Below are 21412 nucleotides of genomic sequence, written 5' to 3'. Positions count from 1 at the left end.
ACTTTTGCACACATTGTGTCAAACATTGTGCAATTTGAAAATGGAAATACAAGACAGTTTTATACAACTTGTTGAAGAAAGCATCCGCGCCAACTGGGACCGTGATGCACTGACAGACTACAAAGGAGCTACGCTGCAATATAAGGACGTGGCCAGAAAGATAGAGAAAATGCATATCCTGTTCGAACATGCAGGAATCCGGAAGGGAGATAAAATCGCGCTGTGCGGGCGCAACAGTGCCAACTGGACGGCCACCTTCCTTGGCATCGTCACTTACGGGGCAGTAGCTGTGCCCATCCTTCACGAATTCAAGGCCGACAACGTACACCACATTGTCAACCACTCGGAGGCACGCATGCTCTTCGTAGGCGACCAGGTGTGGGAAGAATACAACGAAGCGGCCATGCCCAACCTGGAAGGAATCATCGAACTGAAGAATTTTGACCTGGTAGTATCACGCTCGGAGAAGCTCACCTATGCACGCGAGCACCTGAACGAGGAATTCGGGAAGAAATATCCCTGCCGCTTCCGTGCAGAACAGGTATCCTACCGCCGGGAAGAGCCGGAAGAATTAGCTGTCATCAACTACACCTCGGGTACTACCGGCTACTCTAAAGGAGTGATGCTGCCCTACCGTAGCATCATTTCAAACATCGTACACATTGACCAGAAAGTGGGACTGAAAGCGGGCGACAGCATCGTGTCCATGCTTCCGCTGGGACATATCTTCGGACTGGTGTTCGACTTCCTTTACGGTATCACCAAGGGAGCGCATCTGTGGTTCCTCACCCGTATGCCGAGCCCGAAAATCATTGCAGAATCGTTTGCTGTAATCCGTCCGCGCGTCATTGCCTGCGTTCCGCTGATTGTGGAAAAGATTTTCAAGAAGAACATTCTCCCGAAAGTGGACAACAAGCTCGGAAAGCTGTTGCTGAACTTACCTATCATCAGCGATAAAATCAAGGAACAGATTCGTCAGCAGGCCATGGAAGTGTTCGGTGGAAACTTTATCGAAATCGTAATCGGAGGGGCACCGTTCAACCCCGAAGTGGAAGCCTTTCTGCGTAAAATCAACTTCCCCTACACCATCGCATACGGTATGACTGAATGTGCGCCGCTTATCTGCCACAGCCGCTGGGATGAGATTCTGTACACTTCGTGCGGAAAGACCGTGGCCAACATGGAAACTAAGGTAATTTCGGAAGACCCTGAACGGATTCCGGGTGAACTGGTGTGCCGGGGTATGAACGTCATGTTAGGATACTACAAGAACGAAAGTGCTACCGCACAGACTATCGACAAGGACGGCTGGCTGCATACTGGCGACATGGCCATCAAGGATGCGAATGGAAACATCTTCATCAAGGGCCGTTGCAAGAACATGCTGCTTACTGCTTCCGGACAGAACATCTATCCGGAAGAAATTGAAGCTCGCCTGAACAACATGCCTTACGTGAACGAGTCGCTGGTGATTCTCAAAGAGAACAAGCTGGTAGCGCTGGTTTATCCGGACAATGAAGACGCCTTCTCGCAAGGAATGAACAAGAAACAGCTGGAGGAAGCGTTGGAGTTGAACCGCATCGAACTGAACAAGGTACTTCCGGCTTACTCGCAGATTACGCAGGTGAAGCTTTATCCGGAAGAATTTGAAAAGACAGCCAAGAAGAGCATCAAGCGCTTCTTGTACCAGTAAAAAAACGGACATAAAAAACGCCTTTGCGTTTGAAGTAAAACGCATTTGCGTTTTGTTTTAAACATAAAGGTGTTTTGGCACAGATATACTTACACCTGAAAAACTGCGTTTTTCGCTTGGCTCTCCTCTCACCTTTCACTACCTTTGCCGCAGACTTAAAACGAAGGAAAGATGATGGAATTTCTTTACATACACTGGAATCCGGACCCGGCATTGTTTCATCTCGGCGGTTTTACCCTCCGATGGTACAGCGTGCTGTGGATGATTGCCATTCTGACCGGCAGTCAGGTAGTCTACTATTTGTACAAGCAAAAGGGACTTCCGCTGGATACTTTCCAGACGCTGTTTACCTATAGTTTTATCGGTATCTTTGCCGGGGCACGCTTGGGGCACTGTCTGTTCTATGACCCGCAGTATTTCCTGAGTCATCCGCTGGAAATCATATTGCCGGTACATTTCCTGCCACAGGGTGGATGGGTGTTTACCGGATATGCCGGACTGGCCAGCCACGGAGGTACGCTGGGACTGATTCTGGCACTAGTGCTTTTCTGCAGGAAAACGAAGATTCATTTTCTCGATATTCTGGATATGATGGGAGTGGCTGCTCCCGTGGCTGCCGGATTTATCCGACTGGCCAACTTGATGAACTCGGAAATCATCGGCATGCCGTCGGACGTGCCTTGGGCGTTTATCTTCGAACGGGTGGATATGCAGCCCCGTCATCCGGCGCAGCTCTACGAAGCACTGGCCTACTTCCTGTTCTTCCTGATAATGGTGGTCATCTTCCGGAAGAAGAAAGAAAACGTACGGAAAGGCTTCTATTTCGGTTTGTGCATCACCCTGATTTTCACCTTCCGCTTCTTCGTGGAGTTCCTGAAAGAAAGACAGGTGGACTTTGAGAATGCGCTCCCGATAGACATGGGACAGATTCTGAGCATTCCTTTCATCGTGGTAGGATTGTATTTCGTATTCCGTAAAAACCATTCTGCCCATGTGTGATACAGCGACCTCGCATACCTGCCTGCTCTGCATGGGCTCCAACCTGGATGCCCTTCTGCACCTGAAGAATGCGGAAGACGCCTTGCAACGTCTCTTCCCGGATATTGAATGGGGAGGAATCGTAGAAACCGTGCCGGAGAAAATGGAGAATCCGCAACCGTTTCTGAACCGTGCCGCACGTTTCCGCACCTCACTGCCCATGACGGAGGTGCGAAGCATCCTGAAGCAAATTGAGCAGACAAACGGACGGACTCCGGACAGCAAGAAGGAAGGACGCATCCCGCTTGACATTGACTTGCTTTCCTACGACCAGCAGGTACTCAAACCGGAGGACTGGCAGAAAGAATATGTGCGTCTGGCCTTTCGTCACGCCAGTTTCACGTAACCCAGACGGGTATAGCGCACTCCATGCGACTCATATTGTGACATGACTTTGGCCGAAAGCAGATGCAGGAACTCCTGCGGCTGTATCTGACGGCTGCGGCAACTCAAGGCGTTCGGTGTCAGACTACGGGCGCGGGCCTTGACCAGAAAGGTAAAGCGATTACCGTCGCGGTCGGCCGCCAGTACATTCTGGTCGACAAAGAAATCGGGTTTGTACGTATCTACCTGAAGCCGCACGTTCAGCACCGTGACCTGCAAGTCCTTCAACGTCTCTCCCACCGTTCCTACAAAATGGCTTACCGAAGCAATGCGCGGCTTGCGCACGGTCAGTTCAAAATGCACCACGGCAAAGCGCTTGGCCAGCTCCACCACCCGTTCGTACCGAGGGTTGGTAGGTTCAAACTTATTAGCCAGCCAGAGCATGTAAGAAGGATCCACGTAATAGATTTCAGCCAGATGCTTTCCCTTGTATTTTCCGAAGGGCATCAAATCGTCCAGTGCCCCGTAATAGGACTCAAACTGTGCATTGTCAGCGGTCTCCAACCGCACATTGCAGTTCTGCAGCATGGAAAAAGCACGGGCCGAAGCCGCATCCAGCGTCACTCCTAACGTACGGACAAACAGATAAGAATGAGGAGAAGGAAACTCACGCCACAAGGCATAATACGGACGATATTCTGTGGCCATGCTGATAAGATAGACACCCTTGTCGCTCGTACGTCCACGATTAAACAGTTCCAGTTCCTTTAGTACTTGTGCGGTGATTTCCATACCTGCCTCCTGCTTTGAAAGGCAAGATAAACAAAAAGAATTAAAAATGCAAGTTTATACATACAAAACGGGAGGAAAAGTCCCCAAACAGGCTTCTCCTCCCGCATAATGATATGGAATTCTAACAATTAATCGTTACAGAATGGCTTTCACGGTTTCCAGCATACCTTTTTCCTGAATGCTGTCCAGGTTCTTCTTCACGGCTTCTGCCAGTCCCGGAATCAGGTTCAGGTCTTCGCCCCAGATAAAGGTGGCACCCAGCACGCCTTCGGTTACCTTGGCTGTATCACCCGTGGCCCACAACTGTTTCAGCAGGTCCATGATTTCCTGTGCGTCATTGGGCACGATTTCTGCGCCATCGGCACGTACACCACCTTTGTAGTAGGTAATGATGGCGGCCAGTCCCAATACCAGCCCTTCAGGCAACTTGCCCTTGCGTTCCAAGTAAGTCTTCAAACCCGGCAAATCGCGTGTCTGGTATTTTGGGAAGGAATTCAGCATGATAGAAGTCACCTGATGGTCTACAAACGGATTGTTGAAGCGTTCCAGCACGTCATGTGCAAATTTTTCCAATTCTGCTTTCGGCAGGTTCAGGGTTTCCATCAGTTCCTCGAACATTACTTTATGGATAAACTTGCCTACTACCGGATGCTGGCAGGCATCACGCACGATATTGATACCCGACAAGTAAGCTACCGGAGAAAGCACGGTGTGTGGTCCGTTCAGCAAAGTCACTTTCCGTTCGTGGTACGGTGCTTCCGACGGCACAAAGAGCACATTCAGTCCGGCTTTGTCGGCCGGGAATTCGGCAGCTACTTCCTGAGGTGCTTCAATTACCCACAGATGGAAAATTTCGGCCTGCACCACCATGTTGTCATCGTATTGCAGTTTTTCTTTGATAGCCGCAATATCCTTGCGCGGGAATCCCGGTACGATACGGTCAACCAATGTAGCATACACACCACAAGCCTTTTCAAACCATTGCTTGAAGTCATCTCCCAAGTTCCAAAGCTCAATATACTGATAGATGGTTTCTTTCAACTTGTGTCCGTTCAGGAAAATCAGTTCACAGGGGAAGATAATCAATCCCTTTGACATATCTCCCTGGAAGGTTTTATAGCGATGATACAAAAGTTGTGTCAGCTTGCCCGGATAAGAAGAAGCCGGTGCATTTTCCAGTTTGCAGGAAGGGTCGAACGCAATACCTGCTTCGGTTGTATTGGAGATTACGAAACGCATTTCCGGCTGTTCGGCCAGCTTCATGAACTCTTCAAACTGACTGTAAGGATTCAGTGCACGGCTGATTACGTCAATCATGGTCAGGCTGTTCACCGTTTCCCCTTTGTCCAAGCCCTGCAAATTGACATGATAAAGACAATCCTGCGCGTTCAGCATGTCAATCATTCCTTTTTCGATGGGCTGAACCACCACTACACTGCTGTTGAAATCAGCCTTTTCGTTCATGTTGTAGATAATCCAGTCAACAAACGCACGAAGGAAATTACCTTCGCCAAACTGAATAATTCTTTCCGGACGGACCGTTTTCTTTGCGGTCTCTTTGTTTAATGCTTTCATATTATATCTTTAATAACAAAATTGTTGTCCTTTCGGCCTTTTGGTTGCATTTTACCCTTCAAAAATTAGAAGAGTTGAATGTAACCCGTTGTTTTTCACATACTTGTCTATCCATCTATGGATTTAATTTTCATAAATGAGTGTTGCAAAGGTAATAAATATTTTGTTATTACAAATAAAATTTCTACTTTCGTGTTCGATAACGGATAGGTATTCGATATTTTATGTTGCCCAACATAAATAAATTGTAAGTTATCTATTCAATACTATATTATTTGAAAACAACTACGAAACTTAAAAATACAATTTATCATGAAGAAATTTATGGACGAAAACTTCCTGCTGCAAACTGAAACCGCACAGGAGTTATATCACAATCATGCGGCTAAAATGCCGATTATTGACTATCACTGCCACCTGATTCCAAAAATGGTAGCCGACGATTACCAGTTCAAATCCATTACTGAAATCTGGCTGGGAGGTGACCACTATAAATGGCGTGCCATGCGAAGCAACGGAGTGGCAGAACGTTACTGCACCGGAACAGACACTACCGACTGGGAAAAGTTCGAAAAATGGGCTGAAACTGTTCCTTATACATTCCGCAACCCGCTGTATCACTGGACACACCTGGAACTGAAGACTGCTTTCGGCATCGACAAGATTCTGAATCCGTCTACCGCCCGCGAAATTTTTGACGAATGTAATGCCAAACTGGCTACTCCGGAATATTCAGCTCGCAACCTGATGCGTCGCTATCATGTAGAAACAGTCTGCACAACGGACGACCCGGTAGATTCACTGGAATATCACATCGCTACCCGTGAAAGCGGATTTGAAATCAAGATGCTGCCTACCTGGCGTCCGGATAAGGCAATGGCAGTAGAAGTGCCGGCTGAATTCCGTGCCTACGTAGAAAAACTGGCAGAAGTAAGCGGTGTCAGCATCTCTAACTTTGACGACATGATTGAAGCGCTGCGCAAACGTCACGCTTTCTTTGCCGAACAAGGCTGTAAGTTGTCCGACCACGGTATTGAAGAGTTCTATGCAGAAGATTATACGGATGCGGAAATCCGCGCCATCTTCAACAAGGTATACGGTGGTACGGAACTGACACACGAAGAAATTCTGAAGTTCAAGTCGGCCATGCTGGTGGTATTCGGCGAAATGGACTGGGAAACTGGCTGGACACAGCAGTTCCACTACGGTGCTATCCGCAACAACAATACCAAGATGTTCAAGCTGTTAGGACCTGACACTGGTTTCGACTCTATCGGTGAATTTACCACAGCCAAATCTATGGCAAAATACCTGGATCGCCTGAACTCAGAAGGAAAGCTTACTAAGACCATTCTCTACAACCTGAATCCTTGCGCCAACGAAGTAATCGCTACCATGTTGGGCAACTTCCAGGATGGTTCTATCCCGGGAAAAATCCAGTTCGGTTCAGGCTGGTGGTTCCTCGATCAGAAAGACGGTATGGAAAAACAGATGAACGCACTTTCCCTGCTGGGATTGCTGAGCCGCTTCGTAGGTATGCTTACCGACTCACGTTCCTTCCTTTCTTACCCGCGTCATGAATACTTCCGCCGTACACTCTGTAACCTGCTGGGAAGAGATGTAGAAAACGGTGAAATTCCTGAATGCGAAATGCCGCGCGTACAACAGATGGTGGAAGACATCTGCTACAACAACGCCAAGAATTTTTTCCAGTTCTAAGAAATTACGGTATATCTAAAAACAGATACAACTCGTTTGCAAGGCTGTTCCTTTTCGGAATGGCCTTGTTTTATTTATATCTTTTTTCGTTTGCCTTTCCTCTCACCTTTCACTATCTTTTCATAAGACAGGAAGCGGTTCGGGATAGCCAAACCTGAAAAACTTTGTTTTTCGTTTGTCTCTCCTCTCACCTTTCACTATCTTTGCGTTCCTTTAGCAAAAAAGAGAGACAATGACAGTAAAATTTATGAGTCTGGCCAGCGGCAGCAGCGGAAACTGTTACTACCTGGCTACTGACAACACCGCCATATTGGTTGATGCCGGTATCGGTATCCGCACCATCAAGAAGGTATTTAAGGAACGTATGCTAAACCTTGAAGGGATACAGGCTGTACTGGTTACTCATGACCACGCCGACCACATCAAGGCAGTAGGGCATTTGGGAGAGAAGCACGGGATTCCGGTATATACCACTCCGGAAATACACGAAGGCATGAAGCACAGCTACTGCATGACCGAACGATTAAGTCCCGAACGTACCCGCTTTATCCGGAAAGAAGAAACATTCAGCGTAGGAGATTTCACCATCACCTGCTTCGAAGTGCCTCACGACGGAACCGACAACGTGGGTTACTGCATCACGGCAGGCGATAAGACATTCTCTTTCCTGACCGACATCGGACATATCACCCCGACTGCCTCACGCTTCATACAGCAGGCTGATTACCTGATACTGGAAGCCAACTACGACGACAGCATGCTCCAGATGGGACCTTACCCACAGCATCTGAAGGAGCGCATTGCCGGCCCGAACGGACACATGAGCAACCACGAAATGGCCGACTACCTGAGTCATCATTTTCCCCAGCGTTTGAAACATTTATGGCTCTGCCACCTGAGCAAGGACAACAACCATCCGGAGCTGGCTTTCAAGACAGTGGAACTGGCATTCCGGCAGGAAAACATCATCGTAGGAAAAGACGTGGAAGTAACTCCACTGAAGCGAACCACTCCTTCTGAAATGTATATCCTGGAATAACAGAAGAAAAGAATAAAAGCCATCGGGGCGTTTCCTCTAAAGTAAAGAAACGCCCCGATGGCTTTCTTATTACAAACTGCGAATCAGCGCAATCTTTCGTACGCCTTTACCAGCATCTCATCCTTGCCGATAGCACGGATAGCCAGCCAGTTCAGGATAATGCTTACCAATGGAAGACAAACTGTCCATGAAGGCATGAAACTGTAGTCATCGAATGCCTTGTCCGGATTTACGACAAAATAAGCCAGTACCAAATAGTAACCAACCAGCACAATCGTATTGAAGATGGTCAGACGAATCTGCAACATACGTTTCCGGTAAAGGAAAATAGTCACCAAAGCCATCACAGCCACTACTACCAGTATCGCAAACAAAGCCCACGGCGTATAGTTCACCGCTCCGTCCGGAAGCAGGTATGAAAGGTTTGTCATCTCACAAATATTTTTATCGGTATAGAAGCTGCCCACGGGAACAGACATCATTACTACCATCAAGATAGCTACTACGAGCAAATAAACGGTCTGTATTCTCTGTATCATAATCAATCGTATTAAGGTTTCCAAAACAAATGTCATTCTGAGGGCGACGGTTCTTGCCGTCTACACTCAGAATGACAAGCCCAAATGCGCATGCGCATTCACTAAAATCTTTACCTATAGGAGGATTACTGCAATTTTTCCTTTTCCTTTGCCGGGTTTCTGTAATAAACCTTTCCTTCTATGTACTCCTGAGTCGCAATCAACGTCGGTTTCGGGAGTTTTTCATAATAACGAGAGATTTCAATCTGTTCTCTGTTTTCAAACACCTCTTCAAGGTTATCGTTATAAGAAGCAAACTCCTGCAGTTTCTTGGAAAGGTCATTCTTCATTTCGGCAGCAATCTGGTTGGCACGCTTGCCGATGATAGATACTGTTTCATAAATATTGCCTGTGTCCTCACAGAGTTCCATCAAATTACGTGTAACCGTATTTGTAGGAGCGTTTGTTTTTTTGTAATCCATAACTTAATTTATAATTATAAACGTTTATATTATTCTTCATCTGTAGAAATGTACTTGCTGACTTCTTTGAAGATGTCTTCCACTTCTTTCATGTATTTGCTTTCCGGGAACTCATTCTTGAAAGCATAATATTCATCCACGGTTTCGCGCATACGGTCTTCTCTCTTTTCCAGCACACTCTCCTTTGCCATGTGATACTTGGCACGGAGAATCAGAATAGAAAGTTCCTCACGCAATTTGGTGTAAGGATATTCTTTCAACACATTCTGTGCTGTGACAATGGCTGCCAGATAATTGTTACCCGTGCTGCTATACACCGAATTTCCTGAATAAGAGCCCAAGTCGTAATAGAGTTTGGAAGAAAGGTATTCCTTCTCCACCAACTTGTCCTGCAACTCAAAAATCATGTTCTGGGCAATATCCTTTCGCTGACTTGCGGGAAAATACTCCAAAAACATCTGCAGTTCCTGAATAGCCTTGTACGTGCTGCTCTGGTCCAGACGTGGTTCCGGAGTATCAAGGAACAAAGCCTTTCCGCTATGAAAACGCGCCAGTTCCGTATAAGTACCGCGCGGATAAGTCGTATAATACGTATTAAAATAATGTGAAGCAGTCACAAAATCACCCTGGTTGTAATAAGTCATTGCCAGCATATACAAAGACTCTTCCCCGTTGGCCGTACCCTTCAGAATAGGAATCAATTCTTCCAGAATGGTTGCCGCACGTGAATTCTGTCCCTTGGCAAAATAGCTTTTCGCCGCTTCGTATTTGTATTCATAGTCAGTGCTTTTCAGCACTTTATTGTACTCTCCGCATGAAGATAAAACTCCAGCAGAAAGGAGGACCATTGCGATATATTTTTTCATATATAATTGATATAGTTGCGCAAAATTACTCTTTTCCAGCGAATAATGCAACTCCAGGCCATTTTTTAATGTAATTTTTCAGGATTGCAAAGTATGGTATAAAATATATATGTAATTTTACAACCGTTTTCATTCACCAATATTCAGATGCAATGGATTTTGAACTGATATCCGACTATCAGCCTACCGGCGACCAGCCGGAGGCCATCGCCCAACTGACTGAAGGTATCCGGCAGCATGTGCCTGCACAGACGCTGCTGGGAGTAACCGGCTCTGGAAAGACTTTTACCATTGCCAATGTCATCAAGAACATCAACAAGCCGACACTGATTCTGAGTCACAACAAGACACTGGCCGCCCAGCTTTACGGGGAGTTCAAAAATTTCTTCCCTCACAATGCGGTGGAGTATTATGTGTCTTACTACGACTATTATCAGCCGGAAGCATACATTCCGTCGACCGATACTTATATTGAAAAAGACCTGGCCATCAACGAAGAAATCGACAAGCTTCGTCTGGCTGCAACTTCTTCCCTCCTTTCCGGCCGGAAGGATGTCATCGTGGTATCGTCCGTATCGTGTATCTACGGTATGGGAAACCCGGCAGATTTCTACAACAACGTGATTGAAATCAAAAAAGGAAAGCTGCTGGACCGCAACGTATTCCTCCGCCGGCTGGTGGACAGTCTGTACGTTCGGAATGACATCGAGCTGAACCGAGGCAACTTCCGTGTAAAAGGTGATACGGTGGACATCTTCCTGGCTTATACCGACAGTGTGCTGCGGGTAATGTTCTGGGACGATGAGATTGACGGTATTGAAGAGATAGACCCGGTTTCAGGACACCGTATCGGTACGTTCGAAGAATATAAGATTTATCCGGCCAACCTGTTCATGACAACCAAGGAAAGTACGCTCCGCGCCATTCATCAGATTGAAGACGATCTGACCAAGCAGGTGGCTTATTTTGAAGAAATCGGTAAACCTTACGAAGCCAAACGTCTGTACGAGCGTGTGACCTACGACATGGAAATGCTGCGCGAGCTGGGACATTGTTCGGGGATTGAAAACTATTCACGTTACTTCGACGGACGCGAACCGGGCACCCGTCCCTACTGTCTGCTTGATTTCTTCCCTGAAGATTTTCTGATTGTCATCGATGAAAGTCACGTCAGCGTACCGCAAATCAGGGCCATGTACGGCGGTGACCGTGCCCGCAAGACAAATCTGGTGGAATACGGATTCCGTCTGCCGGCCGCCATGGACAACCGTCCGCTTACATTCGAAGAGTTCCAGCAGATGGCCAAGCAGGTGATTTACGTGAGTGCCACTCCGGCAGAATACGAACTGCAACAGAGTGAAGGTATCGTAGTGGAACAGGTGATTCGTCCTACGGGACTGTTGGACCCGGTGATTGACGTACGTCCCAGCCTGAACCAGATAGACGACCTGATGGAAGAGATTCAGCAGCGCATCGAAAGGGAGGAGCGTGTGCTTGTCACTACCCTGACCAAGCGCATGGCAGAAGAACTGACGGAATACCTGCTCAACAACGGTATCCGCTGCGCTTATATCCACAGCGACGTGGAAACACTGGAGCGTATCAAAATCATGGACGAACTGCGGGAAGGTATCTACGATGTGCTGGTGGGTGTCAACCTGCTGCGTGAGGGACTCGACTTGCCGGAGGTGTCGCTCGTAGCTATCCTGGATGCCGACAAGGAAGGTTTCCTGCGTTCGCACCGCTCGCTCACCCAGACGGCCGGACGTGCTGCCCGCAACGTGAACGGAAAGGTCATCATGTATGCCGACCGTATTACGGACAGCATGCGACAGACCATCGATGAGACCAACCGCCGACGGGAAAAGCAGTTGGCTTACAACGAAGCACACGGCATCACGCCGAAACAAATTACCCGTTCACGCGCCAATGCCCTGCTCGACATCGAAAAACAGTCGTCTCAGGAAAACAGCAGCAAACCCAAAGAACCACGGGCTTATACCGAAACTGAAGCCCAGCTTCATGCAGCCGCCGACCCTGTGGTACAGTATATGACAAAGGGCCAGTTGCAGAAGAGCATCGAACAGACCCGCAAGCTGATGCAGGAAGCAGCCAAGAAACTGGACTTTATCGAAGCAGCACAATACCGCGACGAGTTGCTTAAACTTGAGGAACTTCTGAAAGAAAAGTCCTGATATTGGCCAGGGCTTTCTGCGACAAACGCTCTACGCTTTGAACGGATTTTCCGGATATATAAGGCGTGTACAGCACATTCGGAATATCCTTCAGAGCATCACGAGCCACGCCCATGCCGGTCGCATCACACAAGTAATAGCTGTGCTTGCATGTTCCCAGCCATTTCTTCAGGGCATCTATCTCAAAAGTAGGTCCTACAGACGTATTTACCAGTATCTTACGGTCTCCCATCAAGGCAAATTCCGGATCACCCAGCAAGTAATTATTGCGTGGCAGGCAGGTGCATACGATTTCCGCTTCCTTCAGCAAATCGGCCAACGGGCGATAGGCAATGCCTTTTGCTTCGGCTTCCGCTTTACGGGTACGGCTGTAGTACAGCACCTCGGCACCGAAAAACCGCATGGCTTCAGCAATCATTCCTCCGGTCTTTCCCAGACCAATGATTCCCACCTTACGTCCTGTCAGTTCCGTACTTTCTTCCAGCCAGCGTACATTACCAAAACCATGGAGCAGACGCACCAGTTCACTGACCACATATTCCACCACACCTTCATCACCATAATCTTTCACTCCTAACACCATAATTCCCCTTTTGCGGGCCTCTATCACATCAACATTCGAACTTTCCGGGTTATAGAGCGTACAGCACATGCCTATATAACGGATATTCGGACAAGCATCCAGCACAGACCGACGGATAGGCGTACGGAAAGATACCAGCAGGCAATCGGCATTGCCAATACGGCGGATTACTTCCTCTTCTTCAGTAGGAAAATCATGATATACAACCACTTCTTCCCCTATTGTTTTCAATTGTTTGAGCGCCGCTTCATTCAGCAACGTCTCGTCTACGGCTACTATTTTCTTGAAATTCATATCTTCTTTATGTAAATTATTCATTCGAAAGTACATAAAACCCGATAATGCCGCAAGGAAAATCCGCAGAGTTTTGTAGGAAAGGAAATACGCATAGTAAACCAACTGAAATCCCATGCATAAAAACGATTTCAAAATGAGAGATAATTTAATGTAAAAATTATATTATGACATCATTTTCCAAAATAATATATCCTTTTTGATTTATTATTTATACTTTTGCGACAAAATCAAAACAAACAGAAAATGGAACAGCTTACAAAAATTGTGCAAGAAATCAGTTCGTTTATGTGGGGATGGTCCATGATTATCATGCTCCTGGGCACCCATCTTTATCTCACCATCCGGTTGCGTTTTCCGCAGTTACATATCCTCAAGGCCTTACGACTCTCTGTAAGCAAGGATAAAGATGCAGGAGGCGATGTCAGCCAGTTCGGAGCACTGGCCACTTCACTGGCAGCTACCATCGGGACCGGAAACATCATTGGAGTAGCGACCGCCGTCGCATTAGGCGGACCGGGTGCCGTATTCTGGTGCTGGCTGACAGGTGTACTGGGCATGTCGACCAAATACGCTGAAGGGCTTCTGGCCGTAAAATACCGCATAAAGAATTCGTCGGGCGAGATGATTGGCGGACCGATGTATGCACTGGAACGCGGCTTAGGATTGAAATGGCTCGGAGTTCTGTTCTGTATCTTTACCGCACTGGCTGCTTTCGGTATCGGCAACACGGTACAGGCCAACTCTATTTCCCTGCTGCTGAATGAATCGTACGGAGTATCTCCTCACCTGACAGGCATTCTGATGAGTATTCTCACGGCTTTGGTAGTCATCGGCGGAGTAAAGAGCATCGCCAGAGTCTGTATGGGCCTCGTACCCATTATGGCCTTACTCTATGTAGGAGGATGTATTTATATTCTGATTGTTAACCATGCCTATTTAGGAGAATCTTTCCGGCTGATTTTTGAGTCTGCCTTTTCAGCACGGGCGGCCGGCAGCGGATTCGTAGGAACCACGGTCATGATGGCTGCCCGATACGGTATTGCCCGCGGACTATTCTCCAACGAATCAGGACTGGGTTCCGCACCGATTGTAGCCGCCGCAGCACAGACACGCAACCCCGTACGTCAGGCACTGGTCTCCTCTACCGGGACTTTCTGGGATACGGTCGTGATATGTGCACTGACAGGACTTGTACTGGTAAGCAGTATCCTGGCCTATCCGGACATTGATTATACCAGCGACGCGGCACTCACCAAGATGGCTTTTGCCAAAATCCCCTACATCGGTACTCCCATCCTTTCGTTTGGTATCGTCACTTTTGCCTTCAGCACCATTTTAGGATGGACCTATTACTCACAGAAAGCTGTAGAATACCTGGGTGGAAAGAAAATCATGTTTGCCTATCGTCTGATGTGGATTCTGATGATTTACGTGGGTTCCGTCATCAACCTCACTCTTGTGTGGAACTTTGCTGACGTGGTAAATGCCCTCATGGCTATTCCTAATCTCATCTCATTGGTTCTGCTGTCGGGAGTGGTTGTCAGCGAAACGCGTAAATATCTATGGAACAATCGCTTGAACGACTATCACGAAGAATAAATTTCTGTATAAAAAGAGCCCCGGAAAACCTTATGCAAATCTCCGGGGCCCTTCCTATGTATTAATCTCTCTTTATTTTGCTTCGTTCAAGTCGATGCCTTTGTTGCGCAGTGTCATGGCCATCAGACGAACATAGTTAGAATACTGCTTGTCGTCCAGCGTCTGCTTCATCAATTTCAAGTTACCGTAAACAGCTTTACGAACTTTTTCTTTGTTATCTGTCTTTGATGCGTTTGCACGAGTCATTTCCTGTTCAAAGTAGTCGCAGATGTCAGCAACTTTTTCATGCTGGTTAGATGAAAGATTCAAATATTTAGTCAGCTTTGACTTGTTGATTGAACCATTCCATTTCTGTGCATTGTTATCCTGTACACCTTCTGCAAACATAGAAACTGAAAATACCAATGCGGCTGCTAATGTTAATCCTAATCTTTTCATACCTTTAAAATCTTTTACCTAAAAACTTTGTTACCTAAATAATTCAAAATCTAGCTTAGCTCGAGCTTTTTTCCTTTTACCGCTACAAAGATAAGGATATGTTGGACAACATAAAAATAAACTACAAAGAAAGTTGCTCTACCCCTATCATTTATTGACGTATATCAAGAAAGGTATAGCAAAATGAACAATTTATTCACATTTTTGTAATATAAAGCTTCATTTCACTTTCTATTGATTACCCTTTGAACCGTATCCGCATAAAAAAGGCTTTCAGGATATTTCCTGAAAGCCTTTTGCTTCATTATGTCATAAATTCTGCGGATTATCCACCGAAGTTATCATACATGATAGAAGATTCTTCTACGCCGAGGCTATCCAGCATAGCGACAACTGCCTTCGACATCGGACCAGGACCACACATGTAGTATTCGATGTCTTCCGGAGCTTCGTGGTCTTTCAAGTAAGTGTTCAACATTACCTGATGAACGAATCCTGCTGTATACTTCACGCCAGCTGCATCGGCTGCAGGGTCCGGACGGTCCAGAGCCAGATGGAAGTGGAAGTTCGGGAAGTCTTTTTCCAGTTTCAAGAAGTCGTCCAGATAGAACACTTCGTTCAACGCACGCGCACCATAGAAGTAATGCAATTCACGGTCAGTAGTATGCAATGTACGAGTCATGTGCATAATCTGTGCACGAAGCGGAGCCATACCGGCACCACCACCTACCCAGATCATTTCCTTCTTAGAATCGAAAATCGGATGGAAGTCTCCGTAAGGACCACTCATCAATACCTTGTCACCCGGTTTCAGGGTAAAGATATAAGAAGAAGCGATACCCGGATTTACATCCATGAATCCGCTGCGGTCTGGCTTGAACGGAGGAGTTGCGATACGAACTGTCAACATGAACACGTCACCTTCTGCAGGGTAGTTAGCCATAGAGTAAGCACGGATAGTTTCTTCTTCGTTCTTACATTTCAGACCGAACAAACCGAATTTTTCCCATGCAGGCAAGTATTCAGCACCGATAAGATCTTTGTCGATATCCTTGTTGTAATCCATTTCGAATTTAGGAATCTTAATCTGTGCGTATGAACCCGGGATAAAGTCCATGTGCGCACCCTTAGGCAACTGCACTTTGAACTCTTTGATAAAGGTAGCCACGTTCTTGTTGGAGATAACTGTACATTCGTATTCCTTTACACCCATTACAGATTCAGGAACCTTGATAGCCATATCTCCCTTCACTTTCACCTGACAGCCCAGACGCCAGTGGTCTTTCTGCTGTTTACGGCTGAAGTGGCTCACCTCAGAAGGCAGGATTTCGCCTCCACCTTCTACTACCTGACATTTACACTGTCCGCAAGACCCCTTACCACCACAAGCTGAAGGCAAGAACACTCCGTTTACGGCCAATGTGTTCAGCAATGTAGAGCCAGACTCTACTTCCATATCCTTATCGCCGTTGATAGTCAGTTTCACATTACCGGAAGCAACGAGGAAATTCTTTGCAACCAGCAGGATGACTACCAGCACCAGAATAGTCACGAGGAATACTCCAATGCTTGCTAAAATAAAATTCATATCCATTGTCTTATTCCTTTCCTATTAGATGTTCAAACCAGAGAAACACATAAATGCCATTGCCATCAGACCTACAGTGATGAATGTGATGCCCAAGCCTTTCAGCGGAGCAGGTACGTCAGAGTAAGCCATTTTTTCACGGATAGCAGCCAGACCTACGATAGCCAGCAACCAGCCGATACCTGAACCCAGTGCGTAAGAGATAGAATCCCAGATATCGCCGATGTATTTAGCATCAGACGGGCTCAGAGTGATACGCTGCTGCATGAACAGAGAAGCACCCATGATGGCACAGTTTACAGCAATCAACGGCAGGAAGATACCCAGTGACGCATACAGTGAAGGACTGAAGCGTTCTACAATCATTTCTACCAGCTGAACGATAGCCGCAATTACGGCAATGAAAAGAATGAAGCTAAGGAAGCTCAAGTCAATTCCCAGAATGCCGTCGGCAGCCAGTACCTTCGTCTGCAGAAGGTAGTTCACCGGCAAGGTAACCACCAGCACGAAAGTTACGGCGATACCCAGACCGAGGGCAGTCTTCACGTTCTTCGATACCGCCAGGTATGAACACATACCCAGGAAGAACGCAAATATCATATTGTCCACAAAGATTGAGCGGACCAATAAACTAAAAAAATGTTCCATAATTCTGGATTTTTAATTTCCGTTGTTGGTTAATAATTATTCTTTTTCTTGCAACTCTTTGTGTTTTGCACGCTGATACCAGATCAGGCAAGCTACGATGATCAAAGCCATCGGCGGCATCAACATCAAACCGTTGTTTACATAACCGGCATTCTTTACAGCCTCATAGTTCAGGATGTTGAAGCCCAACAGTGTTCCTGAACCCAGCAATTCACGGAAGAATGCAACGATTACCAGAATCTTGGCATAACCCAGACCGTTACCAATACCATCAAGGCATGATTCCCACGGACCGTTTGACATAGCAAATGCTTCCAGACGTCCCATCAGGATACAGTTGGTAATGATCAAACCTACGTATACAGACAACTGTACGCTCACGTCGTAGGCAAAAGCTTTCAGCAACTCACTTACGATAGTTACCAAAGCAGCTACAACTACCAGCTGTACGATGATACGAATACGGTTAGGCACTGTCTTACGCAACAAAGAAATCACTACGTTAGAAAAAGCAGTAATAATGGTTACAGAAAGACCCATCACGATGGCCGGCTCCAGTTTGGAGGTTACAGCCAGTGCAGAACAGATACCCAACACCTGTACGGTTACCGGGTTGTTCATGCCTATAGGAGTAGAAAATACTTCTCTGTTTTTAGCTGAAAATAAACTTCCCATTTTCGTTCTCCTCCTTATTCTTTAGATGTTAAAAATTTAGCGTAATGTGTCATACATCCTTTCAACATGGCATCTACACCAACTGAAGTGATTGTACCACCAGAGATACCGTCTACCTGGAATTCCGGATTTTCAACTTTTCCGTTCTTTACAACTCCCAGTGCAACGGCTTCACCGTCCATTACATGCTTGTCCTTAAATTCACTCTGGAAATGATCTCCTGCAATTTCTGCTCCCAGACCCGGAGTTTCAGACGCATGAGAGAAGTAAGTTCCGTATACTGTATTCTTGTCTTCGTTCAAGGCAACATATCCCCAGATAGCACCCCAAAGACCGGCACCGTATACCGGAATTACATATTTAGTCTGTCCTTCGATTTCACATACGAAGATGTGAGCACGACCGTTTTCCTTGAAATCTTTTTCGTAAGAAGTCACGAAAGCGCCTTCATACGGAGTCAGTGTACCGTCTTCAGCTACCACCATATCCGATTTCACCACTTTAGCAAATTCAGCTTCTGCATCCTGCACACCTTTGATGCCCAGTGAAGAAAGAATCTGCTTCTTTGTATCCAGCTCTACGTTCTTTCCCTGCAAGTCGCGCAAAGAAGAGTTCACGAAAGCCAGCAAGAATGCTACGATAACAACCATTACCGAAGCATAAATGATAGTATAAGAGTTACTATTAGTATTCATTGTATTTTCGGTTTTTATTTGTTAGACATAGCACGTTTTGCACGGCGAGAAATGTTATTCTGAACTACTACGTAGTCAATCAGCGGAGCGAAGATGTTCATCAGCAGGATAGCCAACATCATACCTTCAGGATAACCCGGATTCAATACACGGATAATAATTGCCATGGCACCAATCAGGAAGCCATATACAAACTTACCGTTTTCAGTACGTGAAGAAGTTACAGGGTCTGTAGCCATAAACACAGCACCGAAGCAGAAACCACCCAAGCACAAGTGTTCATACCAAGGCATCTTAGCCATTGCAGTGTCCGGACCGATGGTATTGAAAATCCATCCCATTACCGCACCACCTACAAATACTGACAACATTGTCTTCCAGCTTGCCACACCTGACCACAACAGGATAACCGCACCGATAGCAATAGCGATTACGCTGGTTTCACCGATAGAACCCGGAATCAGACCAGTTACCATATCCCAAGAGAAAGCAGGATATGCCATCGCATCAGTTGCAGTAGAAGCCTGTCCAAGTGCTGTAGCAGCAGTCAGACCGTCTACATTGCTTCCCAAGCCAAAGATGCTGTCGCTGGATACCCATACAGTATCACCAGACATTTTGGTCGGATAAGCAAAGAACAAGAATGCACGAGTAATCAATGCAGGGTTAAAGATATTCATACCTGTACCACCGAACACTTCCTTTGCAAACACCACAGAGAAAGCAGTAGCCACGGCCAGCATCCACAACGGACACTCAACCGGCACAATCATCGGAATCAACATACCGGAAACCAGGAAACCTTCCTGAATTTCTTCCTTCTTCCACTGGGCTACCACAAATTCGATACCCAGACCTACCACGTAGGATACAATGATTTTCGGCAGTACAGCCAGGAAACCATAGCCGAACATTTCCCAGAAGCTTCCTTCTACATTGGTAGCATGGAAATGCTGGTAACCTACATTATACATACCGAACAACAAGGCCGGTATCAGCGCAATCACCACGAACGACATGATACGTTTGCTGTCTATCGCATCGTGGATGTGCGTACCTGTCTTCGAAGTAGTGTTCGGAACAAACAGGAATGTTTCAAACCCGTCGAACACAGAACGAAAAGCATGAAATTTGCCTCCCTCTTCAAAGTTAGGCTTTATCTTATCGAGATAATTTCTTAACGCGTTCATTTATTAATAATCGTTTTAGTTAGCATTAACACATTTCACGGCGGAGCATGTCGAGTCCGTCGCGAACAATACGCTGCAGTTCCATCTTTGAAGAGCAGACAAATTCACACAAGGCAAAGTCTTCCGGAGCTACCTCATAAATACCCAATGCCTCCATCCGGTCAATATCTCCTGCAATGATGGCTTTAATCAGGTATTCCGGCAGAATGTCCATCGGAAGTACATGGTCGTATTCATTTGACATGATCATGTGGCGTTCCCCACCCTTCACACGGGCATCCAACACATACTCTTTCTTTTTACACATCATCCAGCTGAAATAAGAACGGCTGGTACTGAAGTCATTGAAACGCGGCATAATCCAACCCAGCATTTCGTGCACGTCATTTCCTTCCGGAATCACAGTCACCTGGCTGTGAAAAGCTCCCAGATAACCGTTCGCAGAAATCTGCTTACCAGTGAGCACGTTACCGCTGATGTAACGCAAAGCCTTGTCTTTTGTCACGTTGTTTTCAAACACACCTGTCAGCAGTGCACCTACTTTCAGTTTCACGTAGGCAGGCTTGAGCACTTCCGAACCAGTCACTGCTACCGTGCGGGTAAAGTCTACATGACCCGTATTGAACAGACGGCCGATGAAGATAACAGCCTGCGGATCGATAGTCCATACTGTTTCACCCTTGTTTACAGGAGCGATGTGGTTAATCTGTACACCAACGTTACCTGCAGGATGCGGTCCGTCAAATACAGTTACTTCCACGTTCTTCGCCTGCGTCAAAGCCGGTGATTTCTGATTTACACTGATACTCAGGTATGTCTTGGCCATCTTAGCCAATGCATCCAATCCAGTCTGGAAGTTTGCTTCTTCGCCTGAAAGCGCCAGTTCGAATTCTGGAGCCAGCGGGTTTGTGTCGAATGCAGAAACGAAGATAGCACGAGGTGCCACAGTCGGATCAGCTACTACGTCATACGGACGCTGACGGATAAACGCGAACAAACCGGCATTCAGCAGCATTTCCTTTACAGCAGCCCCGTCAAGCGCAGCCACGCTCTTCTTGCCGAATTCTTCAAAGTCCTGTTCCGTAGCAGCCTGCACGGTGATGCTCATCACCTTGCGTCTTGCCCCACGTTCCACGCTTGTCACTACGCCGCTTACCGGCGAAACAAATTTCACTTCTGGATGATTCTTGTCTACAAACAAGGGTCCTCCGGCCATCACATATTCCTGTTCCTTCACGACCACTTTCGGAGTCACGCCTGTAAAATCATCGGGACACAGAGTATAGAATCCCGGCTCTTTCACAGCCACCACTTCCGCAGCCGCCTTACCTTTCAGGTTTATGTCCAAGCCTTTACGCAACTTAATTAAATTTGCCATGTTAGGTTATAAAAAATGGTTTTGTATTTTGCGTGCAAAATTAAATAAAAAAGAGGTGAAAAAAGAATATTTGCCCATCG

20 protein-coding genes are annotated in these 21412 nt (G+C 46.6%); 7 read left to right on the top strand and 13 right to left on the bottom strand.

Annotation, left to right across the window (positions count from 1 at the left end; genetic code table 11):
- The first annotated feature begins 40 nt into the window (after positions 1 to 40).
- The 3 genes from DXD04_RS05395 (at position 41) to DXD04_RS05385 (ending at position 3077) form a co-directional block, all read left to right on the top strand.
- On the top strand, positions 41 to 1693 hold the full coding sequence (locus DXD04_RS05395) for an AMP-binding protein (RefSeq protein ID WP_117671539.1): 1653 nt from the start codon (positions 41 to 43) through the stop codon (positions 1691 to 1693).
- 171 nt (positions 1694 to 1864) lie between these two features.
- Positions 1865 to 2692: a prolipoprotein diacylglyceryl transferase gene (gene lgt / locus DXD04_RS05390; protein ID WP_117671537.1), complete on the top strand. Its 828-nt coding sequence runs from the start codon at positions 1865 to 1867 to the stop codon at positions 2690 to 2692.
- Positions 2685 to 3077 carry a 2-amino-4-hydroxy-6-hydroxymethyldihydropteridine diphosphokinase gene (locus tag DXD04_RS05385; protein WP_117671535.1) on the top strand — a complete coding sequence of 131 codons (393 nt, stop codon included), beginning with the start codon at positions 2685 to 2687 and terminating at the stop codon, positions 3075 to 3077. Before lgt ends, DXD04_RS05385 begins: the two co-directional genes overlap by 8 nt.
- On the opposite strand, the gene DXD04_RS05380 is transcribed toward DXD04_RS05385, so the two are convergent.
- On the bottom strand, positions 3059 to 3847 hold the full coding sequence (locus tag DXD04_RS05380) for an exodeoxyribonuclease X C-terminal domain-containing protein (protein WP_117671533.1): 789 nt from the start codon (positions 3845 to 3847) through the stop codon (positions 3059 to 3061). The two genes, DXD04_RS05385 and DXD04_RS05380, sit on opposite strands and share 19 nt — an antisense overlap.
- A gap of 135 nt (positions 3848 to 3982) precedes the next feature.
- Positions 3983 to 5422: a tagaturonate reductase gene (locus tag DXD04_RS05375; RefSeq protein WP_117671531.1), complete on the bottom strand. Its 1440-nt coding sequence runs from the start codon at positions 5420 to 5422 to the stop codon at positions 3983 to 3985.
- A gap of 312 nt (positions 5423 to 5734) precedes the next feature.
- Between DXD04_RS05375 and uxaC the strand changes: the two genes are divergently transcribed.
- A complete protein-coding gene (gene uxaC / locus DXD04_RS05370) occupies positions 5735 to 7141 on the top strand; it encodes a glucuronate isomerase (RefSeq protein WP_117671529.1) in 1407 nt (468 codons plus the stop codon).
- 232 nt (positions 7142 to 7373) lie between these two features.
- Positions 7374 to 8180 carry an MBL fold metallo-hydrolase gene (locus DXD04_RS05365; protein WP_117671527.1) on the top strand — a complete coding sequence of 269 codons (807 nt, stop codon included), beginning with the start codon at positions 7374 to 7376 and terminating at the stop codon, positions 8178 to 8180.
- Positions 8181 to 8263: 83 nt separating this feature from the next.
- Here DXD04_RS05365 and DXD04_RS05360 read toward each other — a convergent pair whose 3' ends face one another.
- The 3 genes from DXD04_RS05360 to DXD04_RS05350 all read right to left on the bottom strand — a co-directional run bounded on the left by DXD04_RS05360 (position 8264) and on the right by DXD04_RS05350 (position 10046).
- Entirely contained in the window at positions 8264 to 8719 is a 456-nt protein-coding gene (locus DXD04_RS05360; RefSeq protein WP_022052592.1) for a DUF4293 domain-containing protein, read from the bottom strand.
- A 125-nt stretch (positions 8720 to 8844) separates the two neighbouring features.
- Positions 8845 to 9180 (bottom strand): DNA-directed RNA polymerase subunit omega, encoded by a 336-nt coding sequence (locus tag DXD04_RS05355; protein WP_007558163.1) that lies wholly within the window; start codon positions 9178 to 9180, stop codon positions 8845 to 8847.
- Positions 9181 to 9209: 29 nt separating this feature from the next.
- Positions 9210 to 10046 (bottom strand): outer membrane protein assembly factor BamD, encoded by an 837-nt coding sequence (locus DXD04_RS05350; RefSeq protein WP_117671525.1) that lies wholly within the window; start codon positions 10044 to 10046, stop codon positions 9210 to 9212.
- Between the two features lie 152 nt (positions 10047 to 10198).
- Here DXD04_RS05350 and uvrB point away from each other — a divergent pair, with 152 nt between their 5' ends.
- Entirely contained in the window at positions 10199 to 12241 is a 2043-nt protein-coding gene (gene uvrB, locus DXD04_RS05345) for an excinuclease ABC subunit UvrB (RefSeq protein ID WP_117671523.1), read from the top strand.
- On the opposite strand, the gene DXD04_RS05340 is transcribed toward uvrB, so the two are convergent.
- Positions 12207 to 13118 (bottom strand): D-isomer specific 2-hydroxyacid dehydrogenase family protein, encoded by a 912-nt coding sequence (locus tag DXD04_RS05340; protein WP_259299521.1) that lies wholly within the window; start codon positions 13116 to 13118, stop codon positions 12207 to 12209. The two genes, uvrB and DXD04_RS05340, sit on opposite strands and share 35 nt — an antisense overlap.
- Before the next feature lie 246 nt (positions 13119 to 13364).
- Here DXD04_RS05340 and DXD04_RS05335 point away from each other — a divergent pair, with 246 nt between their 5' ends.
- On the top strand, positions 13365 to 14720 hold the full coding sequence (locus DXD04_RS05335) for an alanine/glycine:cation symporter family protein (RefSeq protein WP_117671521.1): 1356 nt from the start codon (positions 13365 to 13367) through the stop codon (positions 14718 to 14720).
- Positions 14721 to 14792: 72 nt separating this feature from the next.
- Here the strand turns inward: DXD04_RS05335 and DXD04_RS05330 are convergent, their stop codons facing one another.
- The 7 genes from DXD04_RS05330 to DXD04_RS05300 form a co-directional block, all read right to left on the bottom strand.
- Complete coding sequence (locus DXD04_RS05330) at positions 14793 to 15158, bottom strand: hypothetical protein (RefSeq protein WP_022052588.1); 366 nt, start codon at positions 15156 to 15158, stop codon at positions 14793 to 14795.
- A gap of 325 nt (positions 15159 to 15483) precedes the next feature.
- Positions 15484 to 16752, bottom strand: coding sequence for an NADH:ubiquinone reductase (Na(+)-transporting) subunit F (nqrF, locus tag DXD04_RS05325; protein WP_007558158.1), 1269 nt, complete (start codon positions 16750 to 16752; stop codon positions 15484 to 15486).
- An 18-nt stretch (positions 16753 to 16770) separates the two neighbouring features.
- Complete coding sequence (gene nqrE, locus DXD04_RS05320; RefSeq protein ID WP_007558157.1) at positions 16771 to 17394, bottom strand: NADH:ubiquinone reductase (Na(+)-transporting) subunit E; 624 nt, start codon at positions 17392 to 17394, stop codon at positions 16771 to 16773.
- 36 nt (positions 17395 to 17430) lie between these two features.
- A complete protein-coding gene (locus DXD04_RS05315) occupies positions 17431 to 18069 on the bottom strand; it encodes an NADH:ubiquinone reductase (Na(+)-transporting) subunit D (RefSeq protein WP_007558155.1) in 639 nt (212 codons plus the stop codon).
- Positions 18070 to 18083: 14 nt separating this feature from the next.
- Entirely contained in the window at positions 18084 to 18764 is a 681-nt protein-coding gene (locus DXD04_RS05310; protein ID WP_117671519.1) for a Na(+)-translocating NADH-quinone reductase subunit C, read from the bottom strand.
- Between the two features lie 14 nt (positions 18765 to 18778).
- Entirely contained in the window at positions 18779 to 19954 is a 1176-nt protein-coding gene (locus DXD04_RS05305; protein ID WP_117671517.1) for an NADH:ubiquinone reductase (Na(+)-transporting) subunit B, read from the bottom strand.
- Between the two features lie 25 nt (positions 19955 to 19979).
- Positions 19980 to 21332 (bottom strand): Na(+)-translocating NADH-quinone reductase subunit A, encoded by a 1353-nt coding sequence (locus DXD04_RS05300; protein ID WP_117671515.1) that lies wholly within the window; start codon positions 21330 to 21332, stop codon positions 19980 to 19982.
- Positions 21333 to 21412: the final 80 nt, after the last annotated feature.

The organism is Phocaeicola plebeius, assembly GCF_003437535.1.
Lineage (GTDB): Bacteria > Bacteroidota > Bacteroidia > Bacteroidales > Bacteroidaceae > Phocaeicola > Phocaeicola plebeius_A.
The sequence above is the reverse complement of the archived record's forward strand: the minus strand, read 5'-3'. Positions and strand labels throughout refer to the sequence as shown.